We start from the raw sequence: 21,276 nt of genomic DNA, 5'->3' as shown, positions 1-21,276 counted from the left end.
CGCCCGCCCGATATCACCGGGATGCTGCCGCCGCCGTCTGCGGCTGTTTCAGCTTGCGCCACACCCACACCATGACCGGCCAGAGCAGCGCGCCGATCGCCATCGCGGCGAGGATGGCCGCGACCGGGCGCTCGAAGAACGGCAGAATGCTGCCGTCCGACTTGATTAGCGAGGTGACGAAGGCCTGCTCCACCATGGTGCCCATGACGATGCCGAGCACCATCGCGGCCACCGGATAGCCGTTCGTCTCCATGACATAGCCGATCACGCCGAAGGCGGCGACGGTGACGACGCCGAACATGTTGTTGCCGATCGCGAACGAGCCGACCGCGCAACACAGCATGATGATCGGCATGATGGCCGAGCGCGGCGCCAGCAGGATGTAGGTGGCGACGCGGATCATGGCGATGCCGAGCGGGATCATCAGGATGTTCGCGATGATGAACATCAGGTAGATCGCGTACATGCTCGACGCCTTCTCGGTGAACAGCGTCGGGCCGGGATTGAGCCCCTTCATGTAGAGCACGCCGATCGCGATCGCGGCGATGGTGTCGCCGGGAATGCCGAACAGCAGCGAAGGCACCCAGCCCGAGGCGATGCTGGCATTGTTGCTGGCGCCGGCCTCGACCAGGCCCTCGACATGGCCGGTGCCGAACTTTTCCGGCTCCTTGGAGAAGCGCTTCGACATCGCATAGGAGACCCAGGCGGCCATGTCGGCGCCGGCGCCGGGCAGCACGCCGATGATGATGCCGACGATGTTCCCGCGCGTCATCTGCCAGCGATAGAGCTTGGTCAGCTTCCACTGGCCGGCCATGATGCTTCCGAACTTGCGCCGCGGCAGCGGCGGCGGCTCGGGCGTCAGCATCGCGCGCATCACCTGCGCCACCGCGAATACGCCGACCAGCGCCGGGATCGGCTCGATGCCGCCGAACAGGTCCGTAAGCCCAAAGGTGAAGCGCGGGACGCCGCCGGGATTCTCGATGCCGATGCACGCCACCAGAAGGCCGATGAACATGCCCGCGATCGCCTTCACCGGCGAGGAGCGCGCGACCAGCGTGGCGCACATCAGGCCGAGCAGCGCCAGCCAGAAATATTCGAAGGTCGAGAACGACAGCGCGATCTCGGCGAGGGGCGGCGCCAGGATCATCAGCGACAGCACGCCGGCAATGCCGCCGACGGCGGAGAACCAGACGCCGGCCCCTAACGCCAGCTCGGCCTGGCCCTTGCGCGTCATGGCGTAGGCTTCATCCGCATAAGCCGCGGATGCGGGCGTGCCCGGGATACGCAGCAGCGCGCCGGGTATGTCGCCGGAGAAGATCGCCATCGAGGAGGCCGCGACGATGGTCGCGATCGCCGCGATCGGCGACAGGTAGAAGGTGACGGGAACGAGCAGGGCGGTCGCCATCGTCGCCGACAGGCCCGGCAGTGAGCCGATTACCAGCCCGTACACGGAGGCGGCAAACATCGAGATGATGACCTCCCAGGTGGAGATCAGGGCGAACGCATCAATCAGGGTCTTCAGCATGAATCACCAGGGCGTCGGCAACAGGCCGGCGGGCAGCGGCACGCGGAGCAGCTTGCCGAAGATGAGGTGGATGGCGAATGGCGAGAGCATCGCCAGCGGCAGGGCCAGCTTCCACTTCGCCCCGAGCGCGGTCGAGGTCACGTAGACCATGATCGCCGCGGTGATGATGAATCCGAGCCGGTCGGCGGCAAAGACGTAGAACAGCAGCAGCGCCGGCGGCAGCAGCGCGCGCAGGCCGTAGAGCCTGCTCTGCGGCGGCGGGGCTGCCGCCTGGCCGTCCTCGAACGGGACGAGCTCTTCCTCCTCCTCGAAGGAACGGCCGATGCCGAACACGATCGCGAGCCCGCACAGCGCGAGGCCGCAGCCGATCACCAGCGGAAACACGTTGGGGCCGACCGGCTGCCCCGGCACCGGCGGCAGAATGTAGCCGCCATAGGCGGCAGCCGCGCCGAGCACGACGAGAAACGATCCCATGACGGAGTCGGGAAGACGCATAGGGAGTCCTGTACGCTTTCTTCTCCCTCTCCCCGTTCTTACGGGGAGAGGATTGGGGTGAGGGGACTTTCCGCGCGAACGGTGAGAGCTGGACTCGCGGAGACTCCCCCTCACCCGAATTCGAACAAAGCTCGAATTCGACCTCTCCCCGCAGGCGGGGAGAGGTGAAAACATCACGCCTTGCTCAGGCCCGCGGCCTTCATCGCCTCGCCCATCTGGGCGTCGCCCTTGTCCATGAAGCCCGCGAAATGGGCCGCATCGCCCCACACGGTGCCGAAGCCGCGATTGCTCATGAAGTCCTTGAACTCGGCGGAGTCGTAGACCTTCTTCAGCGCGGCGGTGAGCTTGGTTGCGATCTCCGGCGGCAGGTTTTTCGGCCCCGCAATGCCGCGCCATGCACCGGTTGCGTAGTCGATGCCCATGGCCTCCTTCAGCGTCGGCACGTCCTTGAACACCGGGTTGCGCGCGGGCGCCATGATGGCAAGGCTCCTGGCCTTGCCGGCCTCGATGATGGCGCGCGCCTCCGGCACCGAGCAGGTGGTGAGGTCGACACCGCCGGCCGCGAGATCCTGCATCGCGGGTGCCGCGCCGTTCGACGGCACCCAGGCGACCTGGTTGGCGGGCAGGCCCATCGCCTGCATCCAGCCGACGAGTGCGAGATGCCAGATGCCGCCCTGGCCGGTACCGGAGGCCTTGAACTTGCCGGGAGGCGCCGCCTTGATCGCGTCGGCGAGCTCCTTGACCGTCTTGTAGGGCGAGGAGGAGGAGACCTGGATGCCGGGCGGATCCTCGTTCATCAGCGCCAGCGGCGTATAGCTCTTCGGCGTCAGGTCGGTCAGGCCCTGCCAGTGCATCATCGAGATTTCGACCGTGAGCATGCCGATGGTGTAGCCGTCGGGCTGCGCGGTCGCGATCGCGCTATGGCCGACCACGCCGGAGCCGCCGGTGCGGTTGACCACGTTGAAGGGCTGGCCGAGGTCTTTCTCCAGCAGTGCTGCGACGATGCGAGCGGTGGCATCGGTGCCGCCGCCGGCACCCCAAGGCACGATCACGGTGACGGGCCGCGCCGGATAGGCTTGCGCGAGCGCGGGCTTGAAGCCGAAAGCGGCGGAGGCCGCGATAGCGGCGGTGGAAACCGCAAAGCTGCGGCGCGAAATCTTGGACATTGAATGCCTCCCAGCGGCGCCCGTGATGTCGGACGCTCTTGTCAACGCCGGCATTCTAGTCGGCTTTGCGTCGCCGCCGCAAGGTAGCGCTACCAACTGGAAGTGTCATGTTGTGTGAAAGCAGATGACCCGTCGAAGGGGCGGTCGGAAATCGGGTGGGTTTTGTCCGTGCGAGTAGCCAACCTCTGCGCGTAACGAAACCAAAGGCAAGCCACCGATGACCCAAGCCTATTACAGCGCCGTGCTGGACCACCCGCTCGACGACGTCTGGTCGCTGATCCGCGATTTCAACAACTACCCCGCTTATATCGACGGGGTGAGCGAGAGCGAGATCGAAGACAACAGGCGCGGCGATGAAGTCGGGGCGATCAGGCGCTTCTGTTATCTCGGACACTGGATCCGCCAGCGCCTGGTCGATCACTCGGACCGGCAGCACACACTGACTTATGCCGGTCTGGAAGCGATACCCTATCCGCACGACGACGGCGGCCCGAGTCCGGCGCCGGCGCGCTACCAGGGCACTATGCATCTGCGTCCGATCATCGAAGGCGACCGCACCCTCATCGAATGGTCGGTCGCGCTCGAAACTGAACCTGCCGACGCCGAGCGCTGGAAAGCCCTGTTTGCGTCCTGGATTCCCGATTGGACGGATTCCCTGGCGCGGACACTGGCCCGGACTCGTCCGCGATCCGGCTAAAGCATGATGCGATTAGGCGTGATTGCGCCACCCGCGGGCACTCCCTCTCCCGCGAGCGAGCGGGAGAGGCGAACGAGCGCCGAGCCAATCGGCGCGAGAAACGTCACGCAGAGCCTTCTTGTCGGAAGTTCGATGGCGAAGCTACTCCGCCGCCTCGCTATGCCCGAGCCGGGCATTCAGCTTGCGGATCAGCTCCTCGGCCGCTTCCGCGATCACCGTGCCCGGCGGGAAGATCGCCTCGGCGCCTGCGGCATAGAGCGCATCGTAATCCTGCGGCGGCACCACGCCGCCGACGATGATCATGATGTCGTCGCGGCCTTGCTTCTTCAGCGCGGCTTTCAGCTCAGGCACCGCGGTGAGGTGGGCGGCCGCCAGAGAGGAGACGCCGAGGATGTGCACGTCGTTCTCGACCGCCTGCCGCGCGGCTTCGTCGGCGGTGGCAAACAGCGGCCCGATGTCGACGTCGAAGCCGATATCGGCGAACGCCGAGGCGATCACCTTCTGGCCGCGGTCGTGGCCATCCTGGCCGATCTTGGCGACCAGAATGCGGGGGCGACGGCCCTCGGCCTCCTCGAAGGCGTCGATCAGCGCCTGAACCTTCTCGACCTGGGTGCCCATGCTGGACGCCTCCCGCTTGTAAACGCCGGTGATCGACTTGATCTCGGCGCGGTGCCGGCCGAACACCTTCTCCATCGCGTCAGAGATTTCGCCGACGGTCGCCTTGGCGCGTGCGGCGTCGATCGCGAGCGCGAGCAGATTGCCGTTGCCTTCGCCGGCCGAGCGCGTCAGCGCGGCGAGCGCGGCATCGACCTCCTGCTGGTTGCGCTCGGCTTTCAGCCGCTTGAGCTTGTCGATCTGAAGCCGGCGCACATTGGTGTTGTCGACCTTCAGGATCTCGATTTTGTCCTCGTCGGTCGGCTTGTACTTGTTGACGCCGATCACTGCCTGCTTGCCGGCGTCGATCCGCGCCTGCGTCTTGGCCGAGGCCTCCTCGATGCGCAGCTTCGGCACGCCGGCTTCGATCGCCTTCGCCATGCCACCGAGCTCCTCGATCTCCTGGATATGGCCCCAGGCCTTGGCGGCGAGGTCGCGCGTGAGCCGCTCGACATAGTAGGAGCCGCCCCAGGGATCGATGATGCGGGTGGTGCCGCTCTCCTGCTGCAGGAACAGCTGGGTGTTGCGGGCGATGCGCGCCGAGAAATCGGTCGGCAGCGCCAGCGCTTCGTCGAGCGCGTTGGTGTGCAGCGATTGGGTGTGGCCCTGGGTGGCCGCCATCGCCTCGACCGTGGTGCGCATCACGTTGTTGAAGACGTCCTGCGCGGTCAGCGACCATCCCGAGGTCTGGCTGTGCGTGCGCAGCGACAGCGAGCGCGGGTCTTTCGGGTTGAAGGGCTTGAGCAGCTTCGCCCAAAGCAGGCGCGCCGCGCGCAGCTTGGCGACCTCCATGAAGAAGTTCATGCCGATCGCCCAGAAGAACGACAGCCGCGGCGCGAAGCGGTCGACGTCGAGGCCCGCGGCAAGGCCGGCGCGCAGATATTCGACGCCGTCGGCCAGCGTGTAGGCGAGCTCGAGGTCCTGCGTCGCGCCGGCCTCCTGCATGTGATAGCCGGAGATCGAGATCGAATTGTACTTGGGCATCTTTTGAGAGGTGTAGGCGAAGATGTCCGAGATGATCCGCATCGAGGGCGCCGGCGGATAGATGTAGGTGTTGCGCACCATGAACTCCTTCAGAATGTCGTTCTGAATGGTGCCCGACAGCTTTTCCGGCGGCACGCCCTGTTCCTCGGCGGTGGCGACATAGAGCGCGAGGATCGGCAGCACCGCGCCGTTCATGGTCATGGACACGCTCATCTGGTCGAGCGGAATGCCTGCAAACAGCGTGCGCATGTCGTAGATGGAATCGATGGCAACGCCGGCCATGCCGACGTCGCCGCCGACGCGCGGATGATCCGAGTCATAGCCGCGGTGAGTGGCGAGATCGAAGGCGACGGAGAGGCCCTTCTGCCCCGCCGCGAGGTTTCGGCGGTAGAACGCGTTGGAATCCTCCGCCGTGGAGAAGCCGGCATATTGCCTGACCGTCCAGGGCTGGTTGACGTACATGGTCGGATAGGGGCCGCGCAGATATGGCGCGATGCCCGGATAGGTCTCGAGGAAATCGAGCCCGGCCAGATCAGCCTCGCCATAAGCGGGCTTCACCAGAATGCCCTCCGGCGTCAGCCACGGCTCGGCGCTGCCGGCAGGTCCTGCGACGGCCAGCCGCTCAAAGGCAATGTCGGCGAAATTCGGGATGCGGCTCATGGCTTCAACCATATCGTAGACGCTCAATCATGATCCGGATGCTGATGGCTGACGATCGTCGCCATCTTCTCCGGTCCGTAATTCTGCTGCGTGGTCTGGCTCGGCAAATTGGCGATGCCGACGACCCAGCCGAGGCGGGATTCGATGCCGAACTGCCGCGTCGGCACCACCCGGTCGGGGCGATCGAAGGTGCCGGTCATGATCTCGATCCGGTCGCCGTCGATGCGGCCGAAGCTCAGCGGCGTGCCGCAGGCGGCGCAATAGCCGCGATCGGCGATCGAGGAGGAGCGGAAGAACGACGGCTTGCCCTTGGTCCAGGCGAAATCAGTCTTGTTGATGTCGGCCAAAGAGGCGAACGGCGCGCCGCTCGCCTTCTGGCACATCCGGCAGTGGCAGATCGAAATCCTGGTCGGCGCCGTCATGACCGCAAATCGCACGGCGCCGCATTGGCAGCCGCCGGTCAGAACGGGCTTGCTGGTGTCCGTCATGGCTGCTCCATCCGTCGGTAGGCGTCCTGCAGTGTCGCAAGCGCATCGCCTCCGGCGAAGACAAAGCCTGTGACGCCGGCGGCCCGCAGCGCCGCCTCGGCCTCAGCCGGGCGGCCCGCCAGATAGATATGTCGCCCACCGGCTGATTGCAGGGCCTTTGCCGCGGCTTGCGCGTGTTCCGCATAGACCTTGTCGCTGGAACACAGACAGGCCAGCTCGGCGCCGGAGGCCTTGAAGGCCTCAGCCAGCTTGGCCGGATCGGCAGAGCCCTCGCTGCCCGTGGCCTCAATGCCGCCTGCTTCGAAGAAGCTCTTCGCGAACGTCGCGCGCGCGGTGAAATCGGCGGGGGTGCCGAGATTGGCCAGGAACAGCTTTGGCCGTGCGCCCCGCGCCTTCAACATCGCGTCGGACTTGTCGCGCAGCGACTCGAACGGTTCCGCCAGGCGGATCGGCGGCAGCGCCGCGAACTTGTATTTCTGTTCGCCGTAGGGCGGAAGCGCGATCGGCGTTGCCTTCAGCACAGTGGCTTCGCTCTCGTGGAGGTTCGGAAACTCGCTGGCGCCGGTCAGCACGTCGCGGCGCTTTGCGATATTGGCCTCGCGCGCCTTGCGCGTGGCCGCGACCTTGCTCTGGAACACACCCTGCTGAAGCGCGGCGAACGCGCCACCGGCTTTCTCGCTCTCCTGGAACAGCGCCCAGGCCGCTTCGCACAGCTGCGCCGTCAGCGTCTCGATGCCGCCAGCCCCCGCCGCGGGATCGCTGACCTTGGCGAGGTTGCTTTCTTCCAGCAGCAGAAGCTGCGTGTTGCGCGCCACGCGCCGCGCGAACGGATCGGGTAGGCCGAGCGCCAGCGTATGCGGCAGCACTGTAATGGCGTTGGCGCCGGCAAGTCCCGCAGCGAACGCCGCCATGGTGGCGCGGAGCATGTTCACGTAGGGATCGCGCTGCGTCAGCATACGCCAGGCCGTGTCGGCGGCGATGAACAGCGGTTTCGGCGTCAGCCCGCAAGCGGTCTCGATGCGCGCCCATAGCAGCCGCAGGGCGCGGAACTTGGCCATGGTCAGGAATTGGTCGGCATCAGCCGCGAGCCGCGCATAGACCATGCCCTGCGCCTGCTCAAGGGGAATGCCCGCGCCTTCGATCGCGCGCAAATAAGCGAGGCCGCAGGCGAGCACGAAAGCGAGCTCCTGCACCTCCGAGCCGCCGGCATCATGGATCACGCGGCCGTCGGCGCAGGCGAACGGCCCCTGGAAGCCGAGCCCGGCGAGGCCCTTGATGGCGCCCGTGATCGCGGGGGCGATTTCGTCCCAAGTGTAGGGGCTATGGCCCCACACCGCGCCTGCCGCGAGCGGATCGAGTCCGAAGCGAATGTTGCAGGCGGCGGGGTCGAGCCCTTTGCTCTTCACATATTCCGCGACATGGATCGCGGCCATCCGCGATTGCGGTCCGACCTCGAGCTCGATGCCGATGCCGGCGTCGAGGTGAATGTCTTTCAGGATCTTGGCCACCGCCTCGGCCGATGGTTCCAGGCCGAAACCGCGCGCGCCATTGGCGCCGGCAAACACCAGCGCGAGCCCGGTCGCGCCATTCTCCAGATCCTGCAGCGCCTGCGCATTCGCGAGCGCCGCATCGGGATGGTCGATCCGCTGCACGACCTGCCATGGCGCAGCCGGCGGCCGGCCCACCACCGGCGCAACGCCCTCCGCGCGCGGATAGAGCGGTTCGATCTTGATGCCGTCATAGGTCTTGCCGACCAGCTTCTCGAACGGGGAGCCCTTCAGCACGCCGTCGACCAGCTTGCGCCAGTCCTCGAGGCTGGCCTTGGGAAAATCCGCCGCCAGCGGCAGGTCGTCAGTCACGGAGGTCATGCGGCGCGGGGCTCCCGAACGTCTTGTTATTCGCAGGCGAAATTGCCACGGCGGACCGTTCCTGCAAACGGTTGTTTTTGGTTAACCGGTATCCGGGAGCCGCTCAATGCCGCCGCTGGAAACGCCGGCGAGCCCGTCACGCACACGAACGCCCGAGATCACGCGGTCGGGTGCGATTTCGGCCAGCGGCACCAGCACGAACGCGCGCTCGAACAGGCGCGGATGCGGCAGCGTCAGGTCGGGCTTCTGCAAGGAGACGTTGTCATAGGCGATCATGTCAAGATCGAGCGTGCGCGGGCCCCAGCGCCGCTCCTTGGTTCGCGTGCGGCCGAATTTCTGCTCGACTTTCTGCAGCACGAACAATAGCGCATGCGGATCGAGGCTGGTCTCGATCTCGATGCAGGCATTGATGAAGGGATCCTGGTCCTCGTCGCCCCAGGGCGGGGTGGCATAGTCGGACGAGCGCGCGATCAGCGCCGCCTGTGCCATGCCGCAGATATGCGCGATCGCCCTTTTGAACGTCGTGCGGACATCGCCGACATTGCCGCCGAGTGCGATCAGCACGCTCGCCATGCTAGGGATGCCGCGAGCGCGTCAGCACGATGCCGACATCGTCGAAGATCGCGGCGATCGGCGCGTGCGGCTTGTGCACGGTGATCTTCACGGCGCGGATGCGCGGGAAGTGCGACAGGATGGCATCGGCCACCGCGCCGGCCGCGCGCTCCAGGAGCTTGTAATTGGTGTTCTTGAACGCCGCCGTCGTCGTCGCCACGACATCGGCGTAGGACACCGTGTCCGCGAGCCGGTCGCTGCGCGCAGGCTCCGACAGGTCGGTATAGAGCTCGAGATCGATGACGAAACGCTGGCCGACCTCGGTTTCGTGATCCATCACGCCGTGGCGGGCATGGATCGACAGGCCGGTGACGAAGATCGTATCGGTCATGGCTTGCTCTCGATGGCCTGCGCCACCCGCAGGGCCTGCAGGGTTTCGGCGACGTCGTGGGTTCGGATGATCTTGGCGCCGCGCTGCGCGGCGATCAGATGTGCCGCGATCGAGCCGGCGAGCCGCCCCGATGGTTCCGACGGCGACACGGAGGCGATGAAGCGTTTTCGCGATGCGCCGACCAGGATCGGCAGGCCGAACATGTCGAGCTCACGCAAGCGCGCCAGCGCGGTCATGCTCTGCTCGGCGGTCTTGCCGAAGCCGATCCCGGGATCGAGCACGATTTTTTCGCGCGCGATGCCTGCCTTCGCGGCAATATCGAGCGAGCGCAGGAAGAATGTCTTGATGTCCGCGACGATGTCGATGGCGGGATCGACGCTGTCGCGGTTGTGCATGACGATGACCGGAGCACCCCTGGCGGCGATCAGCGATGCCATGCCGGCGTCGCGTTGCAGGCCCCAGACGTCGTTGGCGATCGCGGCGCCCTGGTCGAGCGCGAAAGCCACCACCTCCGCCTTCATGCTGTCGATCGAGACAGGCACACCGAGCGCCACGACGTCCGACAGCACCGGCTTCAGCCGCGCGAGCTCTTCCGCCGCCGTGACCGGCCGGGCGCCCTTGTAGGGCCGGGTGGATTCGGCGCCGATATCGATGATGTCGACGCCGGCGGCGATCATCGCCCGCGCCCGCTCCAGCGCCCGCGCCGGCGCGATGAACGCGCCGCCGTCGGAGAAGGAATCCGGGGTGATGTTGAGCACGCCCATCACCGCGGGAAGAGGCCGGCCGACGAGCGTCCGCAGCACGTCGATCCCGGCCGAGCCGGCCGGCGGGACGGAAGGGAAGGGCGAGGCGTTCATGCGGCCCGCTTTGCGCGGTCGCGAAGGGGGTGTCAAGACCAACACCCTCCCTGTCATTGCCCGCCTAGTGCGCAATTGCGCACAGGGGCGGGCAATCCAGTATTCCGAGGCAGTGCGGTGATACGGAGGAGCTACGGCGTACTGGATACCCGCCTTCGCGGGGTATGACACCGACAGCTAAGGCTGCAGGTCGTGCGCTGAGACGTCCCGGCTAATACGTGATCTTCGGCGGCAGCTTCTTGGCCTTGGCGATGATGTCGCCGACCGACTTCTCGGAAGGCAGGACGCGGACCAGCTTCTTCTTCTCGTTGGCCTCGCGCATGCTCTGCGCCAACCTCGCCGGATTTCGATAGGCGAGCTCGCGCACGGTGGTGACGCCGGCGGCGCGGACGAGCCCGACCTTCGCCCTGCCCATGCCGGGGATGCGCATGTAGTCGGAGACGTTGGCCCATTCCAGCAATTGCTGCTCGCTGATACCGGTCTTGGCCGAAAGCGCCTTGCGGCCCTTCACGGTGGAGGCCGCCTCGAGCAGCGCGTCGGTGGTGCGGATTCCTTGCGCCTTCAACTTGTTGGCGGCAAAGGCCGGCAGGCCCTCAATCTCGGAGATCGGATATGTCATGATACTCGATATGAAAAGCGTCGCTCAGGCGAACTGGCTGAGGCCCGGCGTCCCCGCGATGATCTTGCCCATCTGATCCGCTCCGATTTTGTCTCGCCCGTAGCGGAAAAGTTCACGTGCGACGTTCTGAATCTCGGACATGCCGAGCCCCAGGCCCATCAGGCGGGTGCCGACGGCCATCAAGCCGCCACCCATCAGCCGCGACAGGCCGCCACCGCTCCTGGACGCTTCGATTGCAGCTTCCGCTCCCGGAATCTGGTCGATCAGGGCCTGCACGCTGTCGGAAGGGCCCTCGTTGCGAAGGAAGGCCAGGATAATGCCGACGGTCTTTTCAGCGACAGCACCATCTATGCTGGCGTTTGTCGCCAGCCGTCCGATCAGCTCGTCCATAAGACCCCGCCCCTCAGCCGGTTTGCATGCCGGAATTTTGCTTTCGAAAATGATCTTGAGCCGGTGTGATGTGAAATACAAGCGATGAACGCACGCTCCGTCGCGATTCATCTTCGAACGCGCGAAAAGTGTTGCCGCCGTGCAAGAGCCTAGAACGAATCGAGGAAAAATTGCCGCTATGCGAACGCCTCGTTGCTACTTTGGGCTGATCACGTCCGTCGGTATCCGACAATGTCGCATGCGCGGGAGCCACTGAACCGATTTAATCGGCGCACGAGATGCGTTAAACTACGGAACTGGTGCATTCGGGTTTCGAGATGCGAAACTCGGCAGAGAGATCAGAGAGAATAATGACCGCACAGGACAGCAAGCTCGGCGATACCGACGACAAGATCTTCGTCGGCAAGGGAGACGAGCAGGCTTGGCTGACGCTCGCGCTGGCCAATCGCCACGGCCTCGTCACGGGTGCAACCGGAACCGGCAAGACCGTGTCGCTGCAAGTGCTGGCGGAAGGATTTGCGCGCGCCGGTGTTCCGGTCTTCGCGGCCGACATCAAGGGCGACCTCTCCGGCATCAGCCAGATCGGCGAGCCCAAGGATTTCATCGTCAAGCGCGCCACCGGAATGGGGCTGACATTCCAGCCCGATCAGTTCTCGACGGTGTTCTGGGACGTGTTCGGCGAGCAGGGCCACCCCGTGCGCGCGACCGTCACGGAAATGGGGCCGCTGCTGCTCGCGCGCATGCTCGATCTGAACGACGTGCAGGAAGGCGTGCTCAACGTCGCCTTCCGCGTCGCCGACGACAACGGTCTGACCTTGATCGACATGAAGGATCTGCGGGCGTTGCTCGACGCCATCGTTCCCGAGGGCGGAAAGAAGTCTGCGGACGCGGAGGAGAATCCGCTCGCCGCCATCCGCAAGGCCGCTCAGGGGTTCGGCAACGTCACCAAGGCGACGGTCGGCACCATCCAGCGTCAGCTGCTGGTGCTGGAGAACCAGGGCGGCACCAAATTCTTCGGCGAGCCGGCGCTGGCGCTGAAGGACTTCATGACGACCGACCGTGACGGCCGCGGCATGGTCAACATCCTGGTCGCCGACAAGCTGCTCGAGAGCCCCAGGCTGTACGCGACGTTCCTGCTCTGGATGTTGTCGGAGCTGTTCGAGGAGTTGCCCGAAGCCGGCGACCTGCCCAAGCCGAAGCTCGTGTTCTTCTTCGACGAGGCGCATCTGTTGTTCAACGACGCGCCCAAGGCGCTGCTGGACAAGATCGAGCAGGTGGTCCGCCTGATCCGCTCCAAGGGCGTCGGCGTCTACTTCGTGACGCAAAACCCGGTCGACGTGCCCGACCGCGTGCTCGGACAATTGGGCAACCGGGTGCAGCACGCACTGCGCGCCTTCACCCCGCGCGATCAGAAGGCGGTCGCCGCTGCAGCACAGACCTTCCGGCCCAACCCGAAGCTCGACACCGCGAAGGTGATTACGGAGCTCGGCAAGGGCGAGGCGATGGTGTCCTTCCTCGAGGGCAACGGCACGCCTTCGATGGTGGAGCGGGTGATGATCCGGCCACCCTCGGCCCGCATCGGAGTGATCACGCCGGAGGAGCGCAAGGCGATCATGGCGGCGAGCCCCGTGAAGGGCAAATACGACACGGCGGTCGATGCCGAGTCCGCCTACGAGATGATCCAGAAGCGCGTCGCCGGCACGGCGGCGACGGCCGAGGGTCCTGCGAGCGAAGGCGGCGGCGTTCTCGGCCAGATCGGCTCGATCGTCGGCACCATCTTCGGCACCAACGTCAAGCGAGGTCGTCTGTCGACCGGCCAGGTCATTGCCCGCGACGTGACGCGATCGGTCACCAACCAGGTGATCGGCGGGATGGCCGCCAATATCGGCAAGTCGCTCGGCGGCCAGCTCGGCGGCTCGATCGGCCGTACGCTGGTCCGCGGCGCGCTCGGCGGATTGCTGCGGCGTTAGGCAGTACGCCGCACGGGAAGGCAATGCTCCGACCTCGTCCGCGATCTGCAAGGGACGCCGAGCGTCACACATCTAGGTGAGGGGACTCTCCAAGCCCCTGCCGGTCTGCTAGGTCTGTGTCGTCTCCGCTCAGGACCACACCGTGACCCCGACCGCCCCGTTAGCCAAGCCTGACGCGCCCAGACGCCTGTCGCTGCGCGCGTCGCGGGATCTGCTTTTTCTGTTCTGCTGCGTCCTCCTGACCGCCGACGTGCTCGTCCCCGAGATCTTCGGGCGCGGCAAGACCAAGGACTATTCGCTCTGGTACTGGGCCGGCCAGCAGGTCTTGCAGGGCGGGCCGCTCTATCCTGCCTCGCCCGTCGAGCATTTCGATTTCATCTATCCGCCGCTGCCGGCGATCCTGCTGGCGATCCCGAGCTGGTTCGGCAAGATCCCGCTCTATGTCGTGCTGTCGATCTTGAACGCCGTGGCGTGGTGGTACACCGCGGCGTTCTCCCAGGTCATGACCGGCTCGAACCGCGCGCCGGATCCGTGGCTCGAGGCGCTGCCGGTCGTCGTCACCGTGGCCTTCGTGTTCGACATGTTCGACCTCGGCCAGCCCAACCTTCTCCTGCTGGCGATGATGCTCTACGGCTTCTGGTGCTTGCGGCATCAGCGATCGTGGCTCGCCGGCTTCATGTTCGCGCTCGCCGCCGCCATCAAGGTGTTCCCGATCGCCGTGCTGCCCTATCTGGCTTGGCGGCGCAAATGGGCGGCCCTGGTCAGCGCGATCGCCTTCACCGGCATTCTTCTCTACGTCGTGCCGGCACCGATCCGCGGCTTCGAGCGCAACGCGGCTGAGCTCGCGACCTGGTACCAGGGCATGGTCGGGACCAGCTCGGAAAAGGGCTTTGGCCAGCGCAGCGAGCAGAACTGGTCGTGGGTCAACCAGTCCCTCATCGCCGTCACGCATCGCCTGGTCCGGCCGGTCAACTACAACCAGGACGATCCCAACAAGCAGCCGCGCACCATGAATCTGATCGAGGTCGACTACAGGACGGCGAACTGGATCGTGCTCGCGCTGTCGGCGCTGCTCGGGCTCGGCTTCGTTGCGATCATGCCGCGGCAGGCGCGGCGGACGGCGCGCTCGGATGCCGAGGAGCTCGGCATCTTGTTCTGCCTCATGACGGTGGCCTCGCCTCTGGCCCGGCAATACTATTTCTTGTGGCTGTACTTCCCGGTGACGGTGTTGATGCATCGGGCCGCCTTCGACGAGCGAGCGCATGTGCGCCTGGGAACCTGGCTCGCCCTGGGTGCGGCGGGCATCCTCATGCTGCTGTCGCTGCCGTGGTTTCCGCTCGCCTTCCAGGCTTGGGGCAACAACCTCGCTGCGACCGCCGTCCTCGCAGGGTGCCTCGCCTGGCACATCCGCCATCCGCCGCTTGCGGCTGGCCCCGAGGCCGCACCGGCGCTAAAAGCCGGGACCTCCTAGAGACTCAACAACCAGGATTCGCAATCATGGCCAACGCGCAGCTCCAATCCGTGCTCGACCACATCGACAAGGATTTCGACAACAGCCTGCAGCGCCTGTTCTCGTTGCTGCGGATCAAGTCGATCTCGGCCGATCCCGCCTTCGCCGATGATTGCAAGGCTGCCGCCGAGCATCTCGCCAGGGACATCGCCAGCCTCGGTGTCGCCACCGAGGTGAGGCCGACCGCGGGCCATCCCGCCGTCGTCGGCAAGACCGGCGCGGGCGGGCGGCCGCACGTGCTGTTCTACGGCCATTACGATGTGCAGCCGGTCGACCCGCTCGATCTCTGGCACCGTCCGCCGTTCGAGCCCGTCGTCACCGATCATGCCGACGGCCGCAAGATCATCGTCGCGCGTGGCGCCGAGGACGACAAAGGGCAGGTGATGACGTTCGTCGAGGCCTGCCGCGCCTGGAAGAAGGTGACGGGCTCGCTGCCGGTCGACGTCACCTTCCTGATCGAGGGCGAGGAGGAGGTCGGCTCGAAGAACTTCGTGCCCTTCATCGAGGCCAACAAGAACGAGTTCAAGGCCGATTACGTGCTGGTGTGCGACACCGGCATGTGGGACCGCAACACGCCGGCAATCACGACCTCGCTGCGCGGCCTGCTCTATGAAGAGCTCAAGATCACCGCCGCCAATCGTGATCTGCATTCCGGCGTGTTCGGCGGCACCGCGATGAACCCGATCCGCCTGCTCACGAAGATCCTGGGCGGCCTGTTCGACGACGACAACCGCATCACCATCCCCGGCTTCTATGACGGCGTGAAGGACACGCCGTCCGATATCCTCGATCAGTGGAAGAAACTCGATTTCACGCCCGACACCTTCCTCAAGCCGGTCGGGCTGTCGGTCCCGGCTGGCGAGAAGGGCAGGCTGCTGGTCGAGCAGGCCTCGACGCGTCCGACCTGCGACGTCAACGGCATCTGGGGCGGCTATATCGGCGAGGGCTCCAAGACCGTGATCCCCTCGCATGCTTCGGCCAAGGTCTCGTTCCGCCTGGTCCAGGGCCAGGACCCGCAGAAGATCCGCAAGGCCTTCCGTGATTACGTGACGGCGCGCATTCCCGCCGACTGCAAGGTCGAGTTCGGCGACCATTCCGCCGCGCCCGCAGTTGCGCTCGACTGGACCATGAAGCCGCTCGCGGCCGCCAGCAAGGCGCTGGCGGAGGAATGGGGCAAGGAGACCGTACTGATGGGCTCCGGCGCCTCGATCCCGATAGTCGCCGACTTCAAGCGCACGCTCGGCCTCGACTCGCTGCTGGTGGGGTTTGGCCTCGACGACGACAACATCCATTCTCCGAACGAGAAATACGACCTGCAGAGCTTCCAGAAGGGCATCCGCTCCTGGGCCCGCATCCTCGCCGCGCTGGCGGAGGTGAAATAGGCACCGTTCTATCCACGTCATTGCGAGCGTAGCGAAGCAATCCAGGATCCCTCCGCGGAAGCAGTCTGGATTGCTTCGTCGCAAGGGCTCCTCGCAATGACGAGCGGAGAGGCCGCCGCACCCAAACAAAAACGCCGCCCGGAATTGGGCGGCGTTTCATTCCAAAAGGCGTAGAGGTTCGTTGCAGCTATTCTACACCAGATACCGAATATCTCAAGACCTGTAGCCGGGATTGACGCGGTCGAGCTTGCGCAGCAAGGGCGGCCACACGAGATTGGTGGCGCGCAGCTCGGCGCGGTCGCGGTTCGACAACAGCTCGGTGTTCTTCTCGATCGCGATCTCCTCGACCGGATAGACCGGCGTGCCGAGCGCGCGCGTGCGCACCTGCATCGAGCAGGCGCGCTCGAGATGGTACATGCGCTCGAACGCCGAGGCGACCGAGCGGCCGACCGTCAGCGTGCCGTGATTGCGCAGGAGCATGTGGTTGTGGTCGCCGAGATCCTTCTGCAGCCGCGGCCGCTCCTCGTGGTCGAGCGCGATGCCTTCATAGTCGTGATAGGCGAGGTCGTGGGTGACGAGCTGGGCGGTCTGGTTCAGCGGCAGCAGCCCTTCCGCGCTGCTCGACACCGCGGTGCCGTCGAGGGTGTGGAGATGCAGCACGCAGATGGCGTCCTCGCGCACCTCGTGGATCGCCGAATGGATGGTGAAGCCCGCCGGGTTGATGCTGTACTCGCTCTCGGAGAGCTGGTTGCCGTGCAGGTCGACCTTGACGAGGCTGGAAGCCGTGATTTCCTCGAACATCAGCCCGTAGGGATTGATGAGGAAGTGATGGTCGGGGCCGGGCACGCGCGCGGAGATGTGGGTGTCGACCAGATCGTCCCAGCCGTACAGCGCGACCAGGCGATAGCAAGCGGCGAGATTGACCCGTTGCTGCCACTCCGCCTCCGTCATGTTGGAGGGGACTTCCCGCAGGCGGGCTTCTGCTGGCGACATGGCTGATCTCTCCGAACCTCGTTGTTGCGGAGAAGGAGCGTAGTACCGCTCGCCGCTGGCAGCAAGGCGCGTCGGAAGCGCGGCAGTTCAGCGTAGCCCGCATGGAGCGAAGCGGAATGCGGGGCTGCTCGCGACACGGCAGGTCCCCGGACTACGCTTCATTCCATCCTGGCTACGGGGAGATGACTACGGCGCCGGGATCGACAGCAGGCTGGAAATGCTGCGGCCCCGGATATCGTAGACGCGCGCGAACACCACGTCGTCGCGCTTGATCTCGACCATGACCGGGGCGGTGAGGCCTTTGCAGTAGAATTCGCCGAGCGTCATGGCGAAATCGGCCGCGTTGGAATCCCAGCCGATGGTGAAGTCGGGCCCGAGCGCGACCTGGGCCGGGCGCTGCGGACCGCACACCGCGACCTTCCATTTGCGGTTGCCGGGCGGCACTTCCTGGCGCTCGACGAGCTGCTCGCGCAATCCGTCGGAGGCCTGCTTCAGGGCGAGACCCCAATAGTCCAGCATGAAGCGATCGTCGGCCCCGCGCACGGTGCCGGCGATGTGGTTGAAGTGCGTGTATTGATAGGGGTGCAGCCGGATCATCTCGGCGAGCGACAGCGCAAGGCCGAAGCAGAAGGTGGCGAGCACGACCGGCTGCCAGGTGCGATGATTGGCGCGCAGGCGCTCCATGGTCCAGGCGAAGGCGACGCCGCCGAGCACCGCCATCGGCGGGATCACGAAGACGAAATGGCGGATGCCGTTGTAGAGCGCCGGGCGCTTCACCATCGCGATCGCGAGCGGCAGGGTCGCCGCCAGCGTCAGCATCAGGAGGATGGTCTTGCGGCGCGCCGGAACATTGCGCCGCGGCAGCATGGCGAAAGTGCTGACGATCGCACCGCCCATCAGGACCAGCATCACCTCGGGCAGCTGCAGAGCGAACAGCGTCGGCAGATACGACCAGGGCATGTCGGGCACCGACACGATCGCACCGTCGAACATCTCCTTCCACGGCTTCTCGAAGAAATGCGAGAAGTAGGTCAGCGCCGCGAAGGGATTGCCCGGCTCCATGATCGACCACGGCCAGATCAGGCCCATGACGAGATAGCCGAGCACGAGGCCGGGCAGCAGCACATAGACGACGTGGGCGAAGCGGCGAACGGATTCGCGCAGACCTTCGGTGCGCAATTCCTCCAGGAACAGCGGCACGAAGCCGACCACGGCGTAGACGAGCGCCAGTCCGCCGAGAACACGGCAGCCGAGCGCAAGGCCGGCCCCCAATCCGACGATCAGGATCGTGCGCGGCGATGGCTGCGGATATTCCTCGGCGAGTCGGGCGAGGCCGAGCATCAGGACGACCATGGCGACCGCGAAGGGGGCATCCTTCGGGTTCATGAACATGTGGCCGTAAAAGATCGGGCAGAGCGCAAGTAGGAGGAGCGAGGCCAGACCGGCAAGGGGGCCGCCGATGCGGCGGCCGAGCCGCCACGTCACGGCAAGCCCGATCACGCCGACGATGGCGCCGACCAGACGGCGGGTCTCGAACAGCTCCAGCGGAATGACCTTGTGCAGCAGGGCCGCGACCATGTCGAAGCCGCCGCCATACATGTAGAGATTGGCGAAGGACAGCGCAGCGGTGTCCTTGAAACCGGAACCAAACATGCGCAGCAGCAGGTCGGCATATTCGGCGTGGGTGTAGTCGTCCCAGCCGAGCCCGTAGTCGCGGAAGGTCAAGCCGGCAATGACGGCGACCGCTGCCAGCACCAGCATGGCGAGATCGTCGCAAGTCCGTTCGATCGAGCGCCGCTGAGGCGTGTCGATCGCCGAAGTCGTGATGGATGTCATAGCTATCGGTGCCCCGGAATCCCCTCTTGGCCCTGCCGGCGCGCGCGGGCCTCAACCCCGGACTCCCTATAGCGCAGTTCCATTACCAAGTAATTGGGCATTATGGCTAAATTCCTGATGCGACGCAGCAATTCCGGTTGGCACCAATTCAGTTGAGTTGCGAGCAGCTTCAGCAGTAGCGAGGCCCGGCTGAAGGGAATGTGAATAAGTCCCTGATTTCCTTCCCTTTAGGAACACGGCTCGGAATTGGCCGTTGGCGTGGAACAGCGTATGACGGTATCGTGGCGTAGCGGTTCTTGCGCGTGGATGCGCGGCCGGGGGTGAGTTCGATGAATTTGGCATTGCTGATCGTGGGGATTTGCGCCGTGCTGGCGGGTCTCCTCGCGATGATTTTCGGCATGACGATCCGGGAATTCAGCCTCGGTGGGACTCTCATAATCTCGGGCGCCATTGGCGTCTGCTCCGGAATGTTACTAGTCGGCCTGTACCTCGTGCTACTCGAGCTCAAGGGCATCGCGCGGCGGCTGGCCGGTGCGGTCGCACCATCCGAGGTCCGGGTCAGGCCCGTGCTGCCGGGCCTCGCCGTGCCCGGCGCGGTCGCGCCCGAGCCGGTGCCCGCTGCGGCGGTGAGAGCCGAGCCCACGCCGCCGCCACCGCCCGGAGGTCCGCCGCCATGGCAGAGCGAAGCTGCCGCGCGCGAGCGTCCGCGCGCCGAGGCACCGCAGCAGGAGGCGGAATCGCCGACATCGCCTCCCTCTCCCGAAGCGCCGCGACGGCGCAACCTGCTGTTCGCCTCGACCTCGCGCAAGGAGCGCGATCGCGCCGAGGCGAAATCCGGTGAAGCTGCGCCGCCAGCTGCGGAGGCGGGTGAGGCCCCCAACCTTCCGCCGCCTGCGAGCTTTGACGTGGCCTGGCCGAAGCCGGACCGTACGCGCGCGCCGGAGCCGCCGGCCGCCCCGCGCCGTCCGCCGCCGCGCTCGCCGTCGACCCTCGCAGAGACCGCCCCACCGCCGTCACCCGAGCCGCCGCCCGTGGAGCCCGCACCCGTGACGGTGCTCAAGTCCGGCGTCGTCGATGGCATGGCCTATTCGCTCTATTCCGATGGCTCCATCGAGGCGCAGATGCCGGAGGGCATGATGCGCTTTGCCTCGATCGACGAGCTCCGCGCCCATCTCGACCAGCGCGGTTGACGCAGCCTGCGCCCAAGTAAAGCGACGCTTTCGCCAGTAATCAGCGCCTCGACGTCAGTTGTCGTGTTTTGGCCGAATGTATTCTTGACAGGGAATACTTCGGTGTCGTCAATCCTGTAGCCACAAGCGGACAAGGGAGGGGGCGCATGTCGGATGCGGGGGCGAAGAATTTCATCGAGCTGACCGCGAGCATCGTGTCGGCCTATCTCAGCAATAATCCGACGCCGGCGGCCGAGATCCCGAACCTGATCAGTCAGGTGCATGGCGCCTTGGTGCGGGTCTCGTCAGGCCGCACCGAGGCCGTACCGCTGGAGCCGGCCAAGCCCGCCGTCTCGCTCAAGAAGTCGATCGCGCCCGATTATCTCGTGTGCCTCGAAGACGGCAAGCGCTTCAAGTCGCTGAAGCGCCATCTGCGCACGCAGTACAACATGACGCCCGAGCAGTACCGCGAGAAGTGGGGCTTGCCGCCCGACTATCCCATGGTCGCCCCGAACTATGCGGTGGCGCGCTCGCAGCTGGCCAAGCAGATGGGCCTCGGGCAGCAGCAGCGGAAGCGGAAGTAGGCTTCCTACGACGCTTCCGCGAGCGCCTCTCTCGCGTCGGTCTTGATGCGCTCGACCATCGAGCGCAGGCCGTTGGAGCGCTGCGGCGTCAGATGGTCGCGAAAGCCGAACTCGTTGAACACGGCGATCGCGTCGGTATCGAGGATCTGCCGCGGCGTGCGGCCCGAATACAGCGCGAGCACGATCGCGACCAGTCCGCGCACGATATGGGCGTCGCTGTCGCCGCGATATTTCAGGACCGGCTCGCCATTGCTGCGATCGACCGTCTTCTGCAGCCAGACCTGGCTGACGCAGCCCTGCACCTTGTTCTCGGCCGAGTGTTCCGCCTCCGGCATCGGTTCCAGAGTGCGGCCGAGCTCGATGACGTACCGGTAGCGGTCGTCCCACTCGTCCAGAAGCTCGAAATTGTCCCTGATGTCGTCGATCGCTGTCATATCGGCCCGCAGTTCCAGTTGAGGCCAATATAGAGACGCGAAGCCCTGAAAT

The 21,276-nt window shown here is 65.7% G+C and carries 20 protein-coding genes; 6 read left to right on the top strand and 14 right to left on the bottom strand.

Annotated features, from left to right (window positions below; genetic code table 11):
• Positions 1-13: 13 nt before the first annotated feature.
• From AC24YW_RS05245 to AC24YW_RS05235, 3 genes are all read right to left on the bottom strand, one after another.
• Positions 14-1,525, bottom strand: a complete 1,512-nt coding sequence (locus tag AC24YW_RS05245; protein WP_487481703.1) for a tripartite tricarboxylate transporter permease — start codon at positions 1,523-1,525, stop codon at positions 14-16.
• A 3-nt stretch (positions 1,526-1,528) separates the two neighbouring features.
• Positions 1,529-2,020 (bottom strand): tripartite tricarboxylate transporter TctB family protein, encoded by a 492-nt coding sequence (locus tag AC24YW_RS05240; RefSeq protein WP_487481702.1) that lies wholly within the window; start codon positions 2,018-2,020, stop codon positions 1,529-1,531.
• Between the two features lie 173 nt (positions 2,021-2,193).
• Positions 2,194-3,186 carry a tripartite tricarboxylate transporter substrate binding protein gene (locus tag AC24YW_RS05235; RefSeq protein WP_487481701.1) on the bottom strand — a complete coding sequence of 331 codons (993 nt, stop codon included), beginning with the start codon at positions 3,184-3,186 and terminating at the stop codon, positions 2,194-2,196.
• A 217-nt stretch (positions 3,187-3,403) separates the two neighbouring features.
• Here AC24YW_RS05235 and AC24YW_RS05230 point away from each other — a divergent pair, with 217 nt between their 5' ends.
• Positions 3,404-3,883, top strand: a complete 480-nt coding sequence (locus AC24YW_RS05230; protein ID WP_487481700.1) for an SRPBCC family protein — start codon at positions 3,404-3,406, stop codon at positions 3,881-3,883.
• A gap of 141 nt (positions 3,884-4,024) precedes the next feature.
• Here the strand turns inward: AC24YW_RS05230 and scpA are convergent, their stop codons facing one another.
• The 8 genes from scpA to AC24YW_RS05190 form a co-directional block, all read right to left on the bottom strand.
• Positions 4,025-6,181, bottom strand: a complete 2,157-nt coding sequence (gene scpA / locus AC24YW_RS05225; protein ID WP_487481858.1) for a methylmalonyl-CoA mutase — start codon at positions 6,179-6,181, stop codon at positions 4,025-4,027.
• Positions 6,182-6,204: 23 nt separating this feature from the next.
• Positions 6,205-6,669: a GFA family protein gene (locus AC24YW_RS05220; protein ID WP_057027174.1), complete on the bottom strand. Its 465-nt coding sequence runs from the start codon at positions 6,667-6,669 to the stop codon at positions 6,205-6,207.
• Positions 6,666-8,537 (bottom strand): methylmalonyl-CoA mutase family protein, encoded by a 1,872-nt coding sequence (locus tag AC24YW_RS05215; RefSeq protein ID WP_487481699.1) that lies wholly within the window; start codon positions 8,535-8,537, stop codon positions 6,666-6,668. The genes AC24YW_RS05220 and AC24YW_RS05215 overlap by 4 nt, the downstream gene beginning before the upstream one ends.
• Positions 8,538-8,618: 81 nt before the next feature.
• On the bottom strand, positions 8,619-9,110 hold the full coding sequence (gene folK, locus AC24YW_RS05210) for a 2-amino-4-hydroxy-6-hydroxymethyldihydropteridine diphosphokinase (RefSeq protein ID WP_487481698.1): 492 nt from the start codon (positions 9,108-9,110) through the stop codon (positions 8,619-8,621).
• 1 nt (position 9,111) lies between these two features.
• Positions 9,112-9,480 carry a dihydroneopterin aldolase gene (gene folB / locus AC24YW_RS05205; RefSeq protein ID WP_487481697.1) on the bottom strand — a complete coding sequence of 123 codons (369 nt, stop codon included), beginning with the start codon at positions 9,478-9,480 and terminating at the stop codon, positions 9,112-9,114.
• A complete protein-coding gene (gene folP / locus AC24YW_RS05200; protein WP_487481696.1) occupies positions 9,477-10,337 on the bottom strand; it encodes a dihydropteroate synthase in 861 nt (286 codons plus the stop codon). Before folP ends, folB begins: the two co-directional genes overlap by 4 nt.
• Before the next feature lie 211 nt (positions 10,338-10,548).
• On the bottom strand, positions 10,549-10,956 hold the full coding sequence (locus tag AC24YW_RS05195) for a DUF4332 domain-containing protein (protein WP_036005985.1): 408 nt from the start codon (positions 10,954-10,956) through the stop codon (positions 10,549-10,551).
• Between the two features lie 24 nt (positions 10,957-10,980).
• Positions 10,981-11,346 carry a DUF2267 domain-containing protein gene (locus AC24YW_RS05190; protein ID WP_128262632.1) on the bottom strand — a complete coding sequence of 122 codons (366 nt, stop codon included), beginning with the start codon at positions 11,344-11,346 and terminating at the stop codon, positions 10,981-10,983.
• Between the two features lie 350 nt (positions 11,347-11,696).
• Between AC24YW_RS05190 and AC24YW_RS05185 the strand changes: the two genes are divergently transcribed.
• From AC24YW_RS05185 to AC24YW_RS05175, 3 genes are all read left to right on the top strand, one after another.
• Entirely contained in the window at positions 11,697-13,316 is a 1,620-nt protein-coding gene (locus AC24YW_RS05185) for a helicase HerA-like domain-containing protein (protein ID WP_487481695.1), read from the top strand.
• 142 nt (positions 13,317-13,458) lie between these two features.
• Complete coding sequence (locus tag AC24YW_RS05180) at positions 13,459-14,787, top strand: glycosyltransferase family 87 protein (protein WP_487481694.1); 1,329 nt, start codon at positions 13,459-13,461, stop codon at positions 14,785-14,787.
• 26 nt (positions 14,788-14,813) lie between these two features.
• Complete coding sequence (locus AC24YW_RS05175) at positions 14,814-16,208, top strand: M20/M25/M40 family metallo-hydrolase (RefSeq protein WP_487481693.1); 1,395 nt, start codon at positions 14,814-14,816, stop codon at positions 16,206-16,208.
• 213 nt (positions 16,209-16,421) lie between these two features.
• On the opposite strand, the gene AC24YW_RS05170 is transcribed toward AC24YW_RS05175, so the two are convergent.
• Both AC24YW_RS05170 and AC24YW_RS05165 read right to left on the bottom strand, forming a co-directional pair.
• Positions 16,422-17,201, bottom strand: a complete 780-nt coding sequence (locus AC24YW_RS05170; RefSeq protein WP_271545238.1) for a class II aldolase/adducin family protein — start codon at positions 17,199-17,201, stop codon at positions 16,422-16,424.
• A gap of 186 nt (positions 17,202-17,387) precedes the next feature.
• Positions 17,388-19,037, bottom strand: a complete 1,650-nt coding sequence (locus tag AC24YW_RS05165) for an ArnT family glycosyltransferase (protein ID WP_487481692.1) — start codon at positions 19,035-19,037, stop codon at positions 17,388-17,390.
• 329 nt (positions 19,038-19,366) lie between these two features.
• Between AC24YW_RS05165 and AC24YW_RS05160 the strand changes: the two genes are divergently transcribed.
• Complete coding sequence (locus AC24YW_RS05160) at positions 19,367-20,227, top strand: DUF308 domain-containing protein (protein WP_487481691.1); 861 nt, start codon at positions 19,367-19,369, stop codon at positions 20,225-20,227.
• A 146-nt stretch (positions 20,228-20,373) separates the two neighbouring features.
• A complete protein-coding gene (locus tag AC24YW_RS05155; RefSeq protein WP_487481690.1) occupies positions 20,374-20,790 on the top strand; it encodes a Ros/MucR family transcriptional regulator in 417 nt (138 codons plus the stop codon).
• A gap of 5 nt (positions 20,791-20,795) precedes the next feature.
• Here AC24YW_RS05155 and AC24YW_RS05150 read toward each other — a convergent pair whose 3' ends face one another.
• Positions 20,796-21,224 (bottom strand): SufE family protein, encoded by a 429-nt coding sequence (locus AC24YW_RS05150; protein ID WP_487481689.1) that lies wholly within the window; start codon positions 21,222-21,224, stop codon positions 20,796-20,798.
• Positions 21,225-21,276 lie beyond the last annotated feature (52 nt).

Source organism: Bradyrhizobium sp. USDA3516, from assembly GCF_057651995.1.
The sequence above is the reverse complement of the archived record's forward strand: the minus strand, read 5'-3'. Positions and strand labels throughout refer to the sequence as shown.